Origin of the sequence: Fulvivirga maritima (genome assembly GCF_021389955.1) — a bacterium.
In the GTDB taxonomy this organism is placed as follows: domain Bacteria; phylum Bacteroidota; class Bacteroidia; order Cytophagales; family Cyclobacteriaceae; genus Fulvivirga; species Fulvivirga maritima.
On the sequence record NZ_CP089980.1, the window covers coordinates 329734 to 342491 of the forward strand.

At 36.8% G+C, this 12758-nt stretch carries 7 protein-coding genes; 2 read left to right on the forward strand and 5 right to left on the reverse strand.

Annotated elements, in window-relative coordinates; genetic code table 11:
• Positions 1 to 34 precede the first annotated feature (34 nt).
• Entirely contained in the window at positions 35 to 3097 is a 3063-nt protein-coding gene (locus LVD15_RS01505) for a SusC/RagA family TonB-linked outer membrane protein (RefSeq protein ID WP_233778526.1), read from the reverse strand.
• 338 nt (positions 3098 to 3435) lie between these two features.
• Between LVD15_RS01505 and LVD15_RS01510 the strand changes: the two genes are divergently transcribed.
• Entirely contained in the window at positions 3436 to 4125 is a 690-nt protein-coding gene (locus LVD15_RS01510; protein ID WP_233778527.1) for an NUDIX hydrolase, read from the forward strand.
• Between the two features lie 169 nt (positions 4126 to 4294).
• Complete coding sequence (locus LVD15_RS01515) at positions 4295 to 5941, forward strand: UxaA family hydrolase (protein ID WP_233778528.1); 1647 nt, start codon at positions 4295 to 4297, stop codon at positions 5939 to 5941.
• Between the two features lie 111 nt (positions 5942 to 6052).
• Here LVD15_RS01515 and LVD15_RS01520 read toward each other — a convergent pair whose 3' ends face one another.
• The 4 genes from LVD15_RS01520 to LVD15_RS01535 form a co-directional block, all read right to left on the reverse strand.
• The gene (locus LVD15_RS01520; RefSeq protein WP_233778529.1) at positions 6053 to 6481 is read right to left on the reverse strand and encodes a nucleoside deaminase; all 429 of its coding nucleotides are present in this window, start codon (positions 6479 to 6481) and stop codon (positions 6053 to 6055) included.
• Positions 6482 to 6543: 62 nt separating this feature from the next.
• Positions 6544 to 7131, reverse strand: coding sequence for a porin family protein (locus tag LVD15_RS01525; RefSeq protein ID WP_233778530.1), 588 nt, complete (start codon positions 7129 to 7131; stop codon positions 6544 to 6546).
• 175 nt (positions 7132 to 7306) lie between these two features.
• The gene (locus LVD15_RS01530; protein WP_233778531.1) at positions 7307 to 10306 is read right to left on the reverse strand and encodes a T9SS type A sorting domain-containing protein; all 3000 of its coding nucleotides are present in this window, start codon (positions 10304 to 10306) and stop codon (positions 7307 to 7309) included.
• A 53-nt stretch (positions 10307 to 10359) separates the two neighbouring features.
• Positions 10360 to 12660 carry a leucine-rich repeat domain-containing protein gene (locus LVD15_RS01535; RefSeq protein WP_233778532.1) on the reverse strand — a complete coding sequence of 767 codons (2301 nt, stop codon included), beginning with the start codon at positions 12658 to 12660 and terminating at the stop codon, positions 10360 to 10362.
• Positions 12661 to 12758: the final 98 nt, after the last annotated feature.

Sequence of the window (12758 nt, forward strand, 5' to 3'; positions counted from 1 at the left end):
CTTTATGAATTTCATTATACTTATGATCTAATAATTATAAACTTAATTGAACACCTAACATTAGAGTTCTTGGTTTTGGAAATGATCCAAAATCGAATCCTGGAGAAAATACTTCTGCTGTGAAATCTGGATTATATCCTTTATATGCTTGGAAAGTATATAAGTTCTGAGCTGTAAAATAAACTCGCGCGCTTGTTATTCCTTTGATTACACCATCTGGCAAGTTATAACCTATAGAAACAGTATTAATTCTTAAATATTTACCATCCTGCAAATACCCTTTTCTGTCAGAATTTCGCTGATTTATATTTGGATCACCATTTATAACTCTAGGGTAATCTGCATCTGTATTTTCAGGAGTCCATCTATCTAATATATCTTCGTGCCTGTTGATATAATCTGTAGTAAGCATAAGATCTCGATACATTCTACTATTTATCTTAAAGCCTGAAGCTCCAGAAGTAAATACAGTTAAATCAAAATTCTTATAGCCCACCGTGAGGTTTAGTCCATAGTTTAAACTGGGAATAGCACTCCCTAGAAAGACCCTATCCGCTTGATCAATTCTTCCATCAGGAGCATCTGGTATGCCATCACCATCAGTATCTACAGTAAGCTGATCTTTAAATATAATATCTCCTGGGGCAGTACCAGCTTCTTGTATAGCATGGTTGGCTACTTCATCTTCACTTTGAAAAATACCTATAGCTTCATACCCAAAGTGCTGGCCTACCTCACTGCCCACCTCTGTTTTAGAGCCTGTTCCATAAATAGGTTCGTTATTTCCTCCTAAGGAGAGGACTTCATTTTTAAGTGTTGTTAAATTAGCAGAAACATCAAAACTCCAGTCTCCGCTATTCTCGTGATAGCCAAGCACAAACTCAAAACCATGGTTACGCATACTTCCGGCATTCACCAGAGGGGTAAAATCTACAGAACCTACAGAAAAAGGAATAGGTACCCCTACTAACAGGTCTTCTGTTTTACTATTATAATATTCTGCAGAGAAGTCTATTTTACCATTAAACATGGATAAGTCAAAACCTATATTAGAAGATGTTTTCACCTCCCATTTAATTGAATCAGACACCACACTTGTCTGTAAGCCTCCTACAACTTTTTCTCCATTAAAATTATAGGGAATATTAGAGTTGATATAGGGTGAGTATAGGTAATCCTCAATATTTTGATTACCTAATTGACCATAACTTGCTCTTAATTTCAAGTTATCAACAAATTCAGGCAACGAAATAAATTCTTCATTGGAAACTCTCCATCCTACTGCTACTGAACCAAAGTTACCAAACCTGTTGTCCGGAGAAAACCTTGAAGAGCCATCTCTCCTAAAGGTAGTGGTAACTAAGTAACGCTCATCATAATTATAATTAACCCTACCTAGATAGGAAGATAGGACCGCCTCGGTCTTAGTTCCTGCGGATACCTTATTAGTGCCATTATCCAAAACAGGAAAATAAGGTTTTGGAAGTTGTTCTGTATGACCAAAAGCATCATAAAATTGATTATTTTGATACATTTGGCCAACAAGTATATCAAAAGTGTGCTTCCCTAAATACAAATTATAGTTTAGTGTATTTTCTACCAGGCCTGTGGTATAAGTTCTATTTCCTTCATCTAATTGGGCATCATTAAGGCTGAAGAAATAGCCTAGTCTAAAAGCGGGAATGAATGAGAAATCATGAGCTATAGTTTTGTCATAACTTAAATTAAGTTTATACTTTAATTTATGTTTTTGCTTATCTATTAGCTGTAATTCTCCATATCCTGAAGCCAAAATTCTATCTACATCTGTATAATTTTTAAACAAACTATTCATACCAATACCATTAAGCGATATGACATTATGAATTTCGGCTTCTGTACCCCCAAAACCACCTTCATTATTTTCATCATAAATAGGCATAGTAGGTACCGATTCCACTAAATCTACAATCAATGGGGGCCTACTTCCTGTTAAGACAGTATTGTTATAGTTTAAGGTATTTTCATGCGAATGTGCATAATAAAAAGACTGTCCAAATTTGAATATACCTTTTTCCGTAGTGGTATTTATCCTTGCCGAATATCTTTCATAATCTGGTCCATTTCCTACAAAAGTCCCTTTGTTTGAGAAGTAGTCAAGAGAAACATTATAGGTCATATGCTCACCTCCACCTGTAAATCCTATGTTATGATTTTGTCTGGAACCGGTCTTCAAACCTTCCTCCTGCCAATCTGTATTTACATCGTCTACAAAAAGAGGAGAAGAGGGGTCGTTTCCTGGCAACAAAGGTAAGTTTGCGTTAGTTCTTACTTCATTTACAATCATCTGATAGTCTTCTCTGCCAAGCACGGGAATTCTTTGCCATACTTTATCGACACCATAATAACCACTGTAACTTATTTTCAAGGGCATATTTTGCTTTCCTTTTTTTGTGGTAATGATTATAACACCATTGGCAGCTCTAGAACCATAAATCGCTCCAGCAGAAGCATCTTTCAGTACCTGAACTGACTCTACATCATTTGGGTTAAAATCTCTGGGAGAAGTTCCTATTGGCACTCCATCTATCACGTATAATGGCTGAGCATTTCCAAAGGTACTATAACCTCTTATGCGTACGTTAGGGGCAGCTCCGGGCTGGCCGTCACTATTTACCTGCACCCCTGCAACACGCCCTTGCATTAATTGAGATACATCACTTGTAGCAAACTTTTTCATTTCAACAGCATCAACTATACCCACAGAGCCTGTGATATCAGATTTTTGTTGGGTACCATATCCCACTACTACTACTTCATCCAATGAAGTAAAGTCTGATTGAAGTTGAACGTCCACTTGAGACCTATTAGCTACTTCCACTTCTTGACTAGCAAAGCCTACGAATGAAAAAACTAGTACATCGGAACTGTTTGCCTCAAGACTATAAGACCCATCAATACCTGTAACCGTACCTTTAGCAGTACCTTTTACTAAAATATTTACGCCCGGAAGAGGTTCTTGATCGTCGGCGGATACGACAGTACCTGAAACTGTAAGAGTTCCCTGTGCATTAACTGTAGAGATGCTTAATAACAGAATAAATCCTATCCAGAGCATCGGCCTCCGACAGAAAGGATAAGAAAAAAAACTTAGTAGTAGATGTTTCATTATTTGAGAGTGTTAATATAATTAAGTGTATTTATTACATTTATAAAATAATTAAACATTTTCCATAAATACAAACTAAAACTTAAAAATATTTAATTTGGAATCGTTTGTTATACCTAAAATACATGAATACAAACGTTTGAGGTTCAATTATTAACAATCAAGACCATTTGATTTTTTAGAGTATAAAATATGGCTAAACCGATTAATTTTTACTACCTTATCTTAAGATTAAATCTTCAATTTAACTGGCATTTAACTGGCAGATTCAATTTTTTTGCATCCTGATGATAAATCAATATAAAGACGAAGACAAAGTTCTATTAGCAGTTGACTGTATAATCTTTGGCTTTGACAATGAAGAACTGAAACTTCTTTTAATCAAGAGAGACTTCGAGCCTGAAAAAGGAAAATGGAGTTTGATGGGAGGTTTTTTAAAGAAAAGTGAAGTGCTGGACGAAGCCGCCAGCAGGGTACTTCAACACCTCACCGGTTTGAATGATGTATATATGGAGCAATTATATAGCTTCAGTAAAATAGATCGTGACCCCGTAGAGCGTACTGTTTCAGTAGCCTACTTCGCCCTTATTAATATTGCTAATCATAACAGAGAGCTTACCGAAAGTCACTCAGCAAAGTGGTTCAGTCTGGAAGAAATGCCAGAGCTTATATTTGACCATAATGCTATGGTTAGGCATGCCATAAGCAGACTCCGTTACAGAACTGCCACACAACCTATTGGTTTTGAGCTATTGCCAGAGAAGTTTACTATGCGCCAACTGCAAAAGCTCTATGAGGCTATATTTGATCAGGAACTGGATAAAAGGAACTTCACTAAAAAAATTAACGCTATGGACCTTTTAGTGAGGCTCGATGAAAAAGACATGACCTCCTCTAAAAAAGGGTCTTTCCTTTTTAAATTTGATGAAGAGAAGTACAAAGAAAAAGTAATGGATGGCTTTTCTTTTAAAGTATAAGCAGAACTTATTCCTGAAAGCTTTTTCAAAAACCTCTCTGCCTTTTACTACACCATAATTAACAATTAGCCGCATTCAGGTAATTATCTAAGGCTGAAAGAATTTTCTATTCTCCAGAATATTTGTATAATTGTAAATGTGCAATCGATTGCACATAAACTCAAGAATTATGGCGCACAAAACACTCAAAATACACCCTAAAGACAATGTAATAGTAGCTTTAGATGATCTACCTGCTGGAGAAAAAGTACTTTTTGACGGTAAGGAAATAACACTTGTTCATGCGGTACCTGCTAAGCATAAGTTTGCTGAATCTGACCTTCAGCCGGGAGACAAAATATTAATGTACGGCAACTTAGTAGGAAAAGCTGTTGAAAATATTCCTGCCGGCGAAGTATTAACCACCTCAAATGTAAAACATGAAGCATCCTCTTTCACCAAGCGTACAGAAGGTTTTCAGTGGACCGCTCCAGACATCAGCAAATGGAAAGATAAATCATTCATGGGGTTTCACCGAGCCGATGGACAGGTAGGAACGGCTAACTATTGGTTAGTAATTCCTTTGGTGTTTTGTGAAAACAGAAACGTAAATACCATTAAGCAAGCCTTCATGGATGAGCTGGGCTTTGGGCATCAGGACGTATATAAATCATATGTGCAGCAAATGGTCACGCTCTACCAATCTGGTAAAACCGGAGAAATAGAAACACTACCTTTTCAAGAAACTGAACTGAGTCAGCAAAGTAAGCTATTTGATAATATTGATGGAATACGGTTTCTTACTCATGAAGGAGGCTGTGGAGGCATAAGACAAGATTCTGAAATGCTTTGTGGCTTATTAGCCGGCTATATCAATAATCCCAATGTAGCTGGGGCCACCTTACTCAGCCTTGGCTGCCAAAATGCCCAAATAAGCATATTAGAAGAAAAACTAAGCAAGCTTAACGATACCCCTAACAAGCCAGTAATCATTCTTGAACAACAGCAAGAAGGTACTGAACAAGAAATGCTAGCCAAGGCCATAAGAAAAACCTTTTTGGCACTAATAGAAGCTGATAAACTTAAAAGAGAACCAGCTCCTTTAAGCAAGCTAGTAATAGGGCTGGAATGTGGCGGCTCTGATGGTTTTTCAGGTATCTCCGCAAACCCTACTGTAGGCCAAGTATCTGACTTTATTGTATCTCTGGGAGGCAAATCCATCCTGTCAGAATTCCCTGAATTATGCGGTGTAGAGCAGGAACTAATCAATAGATGCGTAGATGATAAGACAGCGGACAAATTCTCTGAACTTATGCGCGCTTATGCACATGCTGCCGAAGCGGTTGGCTCTGGATTTGATATGAACCCCAGCCCAGGCAACATTAAAGATGGTCTTATTACCGATGCTATTAAATCAGCCGGAGCGGCTAAAAAAGGAGGCACCTCTCCTGTAGTGGATGTGCTTGACTATACTGAATATGCCTCCAAACCAGGGCTTAACCTGCTTTGTACACCTGGAAATGATGTAGAAAGCACAACAGCTATGGCTGGTTCTGGTGCCAATATCATTCTCTTTACCACAGGACTGGGCACACCTACTGGCAATCCTGTTACACCTGTAATTAAAGTATCTTCTAACTCTAAGTTAGCCGAGAAAATGCCTGACATTATAGATGTAGATACAGGGCCTGTTATAGCAGGAGAAAAAACTATAGAAGAAATGGGTACTATTCTTTTAGATCATATAATAGAAGTAGCCAGCGGCAATGTTAAAACCAAGGCAATGAAACTAGATCAAGCTGATTTTATACCTTGGAAGCGAGGGGTATCGCTTTAATTATTTCGATCCATATTGAAAAGCCACTTTGTAAAAGGAGTGGCTTTTATCGTTGATAAAAGCTCTCCATATCTTAGAGCAAGTCATGCTGAAACCAAAATAAGAACTCTCCTACTCAGCTATATCTTCATTCCAGAGCTTAGGATTTTCTTTAATAAAGGTACTCATCATAGAAATGGTTTCTGCATCATTAAGCAACTCCACTTCCACGCCATGAGATTGTAAAAAAGGAATATTTCCTTCAAAATTAACATTCTCACCAATCACCACTTTTTTGATTTTAAATTGCAGTATAGTGCCAGTACACATCATGCAAGGGCTGAGTGTGGTATACATAGTAGCTCCTTCATAGCTTTGCTGCCTTCCTGCATTTTGCATGCAATCCATTTCTCCGTGTAGTATGGGGTTGTCTTGCTGAACGCGTTGATTATGCCCTTTCCCTATTATCTCGCCCTCTTTAACCAAAACCGCTCCTATGGGAATACCGCCTTCTGATAAGCTCTTTTTAGCTTGTACTAATGCTTCTTTATAATAATTCATTTACTCATTTTTGTCGCATAAAAAAGGAGCACTTTGTAAATGCTCCTCTATTTTATTTCTTATTAGAATAATCTGTAGCCAACTCCTATTTGCCATAAAGAGTTTCTGACAGGTTCATTGTTTATACCTATTTCATAAATTTCAGACCATCCCCAATAATACCTTAAATCAAAAATTAGGTTCTGCACTTCATATCCAAGACCAATATTTAATCCTAAGTCAGTTCCTTCTCGATTATCTTTAACGTCTCTCTTCTCTTCATAACCATCTCTCTTTTCCTTTTGGTGAGCTGCTATCAAAAACCCAAGTTGAGGACCTAGCTCAGCATGTAATCCACCCACAAGTTGATATTTAAATATTAGAGGAATATTGATATAAGTAAAATTCTCTTTATAAGTAGTTCCTCCTGATTTCGTTCTTGACCCTTGAAATGACAATAGCAATTCTGGTTGAAACGACAATTTATCAATCAAACCAAACTCGATAAAGCCACCTGCTGCGGGCGCAATTTTAGTATCGGTATCAAAATTATTCTCTGGAGAAACCGTGGTAGCAAAATTCAAAGCACCTTTTACTCCCCCAGAAACCTGAGCCTTAACTGCTGAAAAAAAAGCCGCAGCAACAAACAACGTAAGTACAATCTTCTTCATTTAATCTCTATTACATTTTATGAATTATGCCGTAATGATATACAAATATTACCGATTAAGAAACTGAAATCAGTAACTATTCCAACATGGGTTGAAATAGTTGTAAAGTTAATTTAATCAAAACTACTTCACTTATAAGAGGTTAGCAGAATTACAATTTAAAACTAAATACCTTTTACTTTTTAATAACCCGTTCATAAGTATTTCCTAACTGAAATAAATAAACACCACATTCTAAGTGGCTTACATCCAAGGTGTTTACACCGTTATTAAGTACGTATTCTCCTAATTTTTGCCCTCTTAGGTCATAAATAATAATGGTATTCCCTATAGGCTCTATTCCTTCTTCTAAAGTAATATAAAGCTGATTCTCTACAGGATTCGGATATATCTGTAGCACACTTGTTAGTGGGGAATCTACAGCTGTAATATGCTCATATTTGGCAGTAACTATTAAGTCTTCATTTAAATTAGTGAAATCAGACACCTGATCACCCTCTTGAGTAAACCAACCCACAAATATATAGCCTTGAACAATCGGTGGTTCCGGTACATTAACAGCATCTCCTATAGCTATAATTTGATTACTAATGACAGTTTTATCAGCACCTAAAAATGTGATCTCAAAATGGGTCTTTGGTCTCATCGCTACGCGGATAACACTTTCATTCTCTAATTGCAGGTGTACTGTGGTATCCATATAACCATCTGCCTGTACAGAGAATATATTGTCAAAACCATTATCTACTGTTAACACACCAAAGGTGGCGGAATTTTCTACCTCAAAATCTCCCCAAAAAAACTGGACATTAAATTTATCAATTGGTGCTTGTGTTACACCATCTACCAATTCCAAAGTAGACATATAAATATTCTTCTCTACTAATTTATGATCTTTTGAAATGACTCCACTTTCTATAGGTTGTGAAAAGCTCAATTCATATGGATATGTACCATCTTCCAATAAAAAATGATGGGTACCTGTATAAAATTGTCCCTCTAAGAAAATATTGACAGCATTTGATTTAAATGTTGCCATAAGAACCTTAATATCTTCGCTTACACCTTCATCTGTCAAAATCAACTCATTGGAGATTACTCCCACATGATTTTCATAACTCAACTCGTATGAATAGCTTCCTGCGAAAGCTTTAATAAAAGCGAAACCTGATGGATCCGTAGTCAAGCTACGTTGTCCAACTTCAATATTAATATCACTAACACCTTCATTATCTGAATCTACCACGTTAAAATAAACTGTTAAATCAGGTAGATTAATTTCTTTGTAAAGGACTTGTGCTGGATTTCCTTGAACATATTCTGGCACCTCTAATGTAAATGGATATTCACCAATAAGCTCTGGTGAAGTTAATACTGCGGAATACTTACCAGGAAATATTCCGATTATTTGTAGGGCCATTGAAGCACCCTTCTCTAGTTCTACGCCGCTATCACCTTCAAAACTAACTATGCCTCCGGGAAATATTTCCTCTCCGTATTCGAATTGAATGGTCATTAACCTTAGATTAATTGGTTCCACTATGCCCTCATCATCAATAGTAAATTGCCCTTCCATCTGTCCGGGGCGTTCATCTAAATGCACTGTATAATTATAAGTACCTGACGGCAAGTAGAAAGAAATAGGGCTTGCATCACTATACAGGGTACTTCCGTCTACCGTTATACTCATCCTAGCCTGCGGCCAGACCTCATTTAAAGCTAACGCATTATCAATGGCAGCTATAAATTTAACCTCATAACCTTGGTTAATATTAGTCTCTACATCCTCATCTTCAATAACTACCTCTCCTTCCAGCTGCATGCCTTCTATGAGATATGCGTAGTTACCCGGAAATGCAAAAAATATAGCCTTACCCAAAGCTGAAGTAACTAAAGCACTATCACCTAGTTGAATTGCTGTGTTTATTATGGGGTTTTCATTGCCATCGGTTAGGTTAAATGTGGCCTTATACACAGTAACAATCTCATTATAAGCATCTTCCGTAGTTAATAATTCCTGTTCATATGCTCCAAGAATATCATCTCCCATTACCAAATAAGAATGAGGAGCTCTTTCTAAATATAAGTTTAACTCACCCTCAGCATCTACTTCATGAACCACTCCATCAATGGTAATACTGGTATTTCCAACCGGCGTACCATCAGTCTCAGCCACCATAAAATGGACATCTGACAATTCTATTTCAAAATCCTGTCCCTCAAACTCTATTTCAACAGTTCTACTTATGCTATCATTTAGCAGTGGATGGGTAATTTCAGCTTCATAAACGCCTGATGGCAGATACACTTGAGCAATTCCCTGTTCGTTAGTAGTGATTATTTTATCTGCTATCGCAATTTTAACATCAGACAATGCTTCCTGCCCCACCATTACCTGAAATGAAGTGGTATATAGTTCTATATTTTCAGTTATACTATTTTCTACTATTTCCGAAGTTCCCTGTATAGAAGAAACCCCTATATCAGGATGACTCAGCTTATATGAATAATTACCAGTAGGGAAAAACAAAGAAGCCATACCCTTATTATCTGTAGTTATGTGCTTGTTACCGACTTCAATCTCGGCATTAGCCAACTGCCCTAAATGATCTGGCTTTACAGAAAAATCAAGCATGTAAAGATCTGGTTCTTCAAGGTGATCAGCTCCTTCTATTGTAAACGTATGCTCAATATCAACTCCCAATGTAGGTGAAGAAATCACATAATTATATTCGCCATCAGGCAGGAATACTTCTACTTCTCCATTTTCATCTGTTTTTACTGAGACAGGGCTAACAGGATGAGGACAATCTATATTTATATTAGCATTACTTAGTACAGAATCTTGCTCTGTGATAAGGACAAATTTTGTTTTATGTAATTCAATAGGATAATAGACATCTTCCTCTTCTACCTCTAATGAACCGTAAATAATTCGAGGGGCAGATTTATTATATTCATTATAAAAAGTGGTAGAGTAAGAACCTGTTTTAAGGTAAATTTCATTTTCGCCCCCCTTATACACGTCGAACAATTTAGAATTCACCGACATACTTCCTCGTAAATATCGAAACTCGGAAGGTATTACTTCTACTTTTACCAGGTTGTAATCACTAAACTCTAAGGTCAACCCATTTTCTCTAGGTTCGATAACTCCATCAATATCCTCAGCCATAGATGGGTGTTCTATATTATATGTTGCGCCTTCAGGGATCACATCAAAGACCGCTATACCACTTGTATTGGTCTTCTTTTTTCATCACCTAGCTTTACTGTGGCACCTTTTATAGGCTGACCAGAATTTGTTCCCAGCTTAAAAACAAAATGATCTTCATCTTGCCGTAGGTACTGGGCGGTGATAAGTAAAGGTTCTTTTACTTCTTCAAATTGAGGTGAATAGCCAGCGAAAATATACTCTGATCTTTGAGGATTTTGTTTGGGAGGAACGGCACTTTCATTATAGATAATAGTATCATTCTTTAATACATTACCATCAAAGTCTTGAAAGCTCACCACAAACGCTTTAGAATAGCTAGTTTTAAAATCAATTATTTCATATTGATCATTAGCGTTAGTCATTAAGTATCCTTCTGTCATCCTCCAGAAGGTAGAATCTGAATTAGTAGTAGTAAATTGAGGCAGATTAACCGAGTTACTTAAACTCTCTTCATCAAAGTTATATCCTCCAAAAAAATACAGGTTAGCACAATTATCTAAGCCAACCACTGTATTAATACTATTACCTCCAAAGGCATTTGCTCCTAAATACTCAAGGTTGGGAGCACCTGCAAAACCAATTTCCGAAATGAAATTATCCGCAAATACAGAATTCTCGATTCTAGTAAGCGACACACAATTTTCAAAATGCAAGGAAGTAATTTCTGCATTGTAAAAAGCGCTAGCGCCAATTTCTTTCAGCTGTGTAAGCCCTGCTAAGTTCAATGAACTTAACCTGGTATTTCTGAAGGCTGCTTCGCCAATTTTCTCTAAGGCTGTATTGCTCTGAAGGTTTAGCTCCGCAAGCAAGGTGTTTTCAAAGGCCTCTTCACCTATTACTTCTAAACTTTCACTAGCTGACATATCCACTATCTCCAAAGAACTATCTTTAAATACAGCAGCTGATATCTCCTTTAATCCTGAAGGCAATTTCACATAATATATGGCTTTCTCTTGAAAAAGCCCCTCAGCTAACCCCACAATCACCTGACCATCTAACTCATCAGGAATAATAATAGACTTGTATTGGCTATCATAATTGCAAGTCTGTATAATGCCGTTGGTTACAGTAACATCTCCATCTGTAAGTGTATAGATTTCTTCTCGGTAGAAAGACTCAGATAAGTTAGACAATTCATTTCCTCCATGATAAATTTGGTTGTTTGAAGATCTCCACTCTTGAGTTGCTCCTTGAGGCAATATCATGGTAAGCCCAGACAGGTTATTGAAAAACGCACCAGCACCTATATAATTCAAATTATTGAAGTGACTTAAATCTTGTACATCAGCTATCTGATTATCGCTAAATGCAGAAGTTCCTATAGTGGTAACGGCAGCCAGATCTCCCAGATTTAATGCGGTAATTGAGTTATTGGCAAAAGCATACTCACCAATAGCTTGTAAATTTTCTTGCTGACTAAGGTTTACCTCCTGAAGCGCATTGTTTGCAAAAGCATAATCTTTGATCTGAGTAAGCGATGTTACCCCTTCCATTTCCACATATTGAATGCTATTTCCTTCGAAGGCATAAATTTCAATATTAGTTAAACTGGTACAGTTACTAATATTTACACTTTGAATTTGATTATCTCTAAAGGCTCCTGCCCCAATATGCTGCAAACTTGAAGATCCGCTTAGGTCAACCTGCTGGATCTCGTTCCTATAAAAAGCATTAGATCCTATCTTTATTAAATTACTATCATCAAACCTTACATCTTCTAGTTTATTAGTAGTAAATGCGTAATCTCCTATTTGAGTTAAAGTTTGGCATACACTTAAATCCAGAGTGCCAGAAAGGTTACTATAAGCAAATGCAAATCTCTCTATGGACTCGAGATTAGTACAATTAGCAAAATCCACATTTTCTAGCTTTGTCTGATAAAAACTAGCTTCACCTATATATTCCAGATTGGTACATCCACTTAAATCCACACTTTCAAGAGGTGTTTGATAAAAGGCTCCTAATCCTATATACCTCAATTGGGTGCATCTACTTAAATCTATACTTATCAGAGGATTTCCTCTAAATGCATTATTACCAATAAACTCTATAGTTGCTGGAAATTGCACGGATCTTATTCCTTTTCTATAAAAAGCTCCGGTATAACAGCCAGTAGCTCTAATGCCACGAATAGTTATGCCGTTAACAGACTCAGGAATAATAATATCTTGTTCCCCAGAAGAGAATTTCTTAGTGCACCTTGTAATAATTCCTGCTCCATTTACAGAGAGATCTTCAGGTTGAAGAATATATTGAGCATTACTGCTTAAAGTGTAGAGTAGAAAAGCGGTGAAAAGAACTAATTTTTTCATTGATTTAGATTTAAAGCCATCAACTTCACTATACCAACTCTAAGAATAAATACACTTAATATCACTTTGTAACCTTATAAATTGATTTATATCATTAA

Bases quoted from the DNA above. Each gene is read 5' to 3' on its own strand.
- LVD15_RS01505 (WP_233778526.1), bottom strand. From the start codon at position 3,097: ATGCTCTGGATAGGATTTATTCTGTTATTAAGCATCTCTACAGTTAAT.
- LVD15_RS01510 (WP_233778527.1), top strand. From the start codon at position 3,436: ATGATAAATCAATATAAAGACGAAGACAAAGTTCTATTAGCAGTTGAC.
- LVD15_RS01515 (WP_233778528.1), top strand. From the start codon at position 4,295: ATGGCGCACAAAACACTCAAAATACACCCTAAAGACAATGTAATAGTA.
- LVD15_RS01520 (WP_233778529.1), bottom strand. From the start codon at position 6,481: ATGAATTATTATAAAGAAGCATTAGTACAAGCTAAAAAGAGCTTATCA.
- LVD15_RS01525 (WP_233778530.1), bottom strand. From the start codon at position 7,131: ATGAAGAAGATTGTACTTACGTTGTTTGTTGCTGCGGCTTTTTTTTCA.
- LVD15_RS01530 (WP_233778531.1), bottom strand. From the start codon at position 10,306: ATGGCTGAGGATATTGATGGAGTTATCGAACCTAGAGAAAATGGGTTG.
- LVD15_RS01535 (WP_233778532.1), bottom strand. From the start codon at position 12,660: ATGAAAAAATTAGTTCTTTTCACCGCTTTTCTACTCTACACTTTAAGC.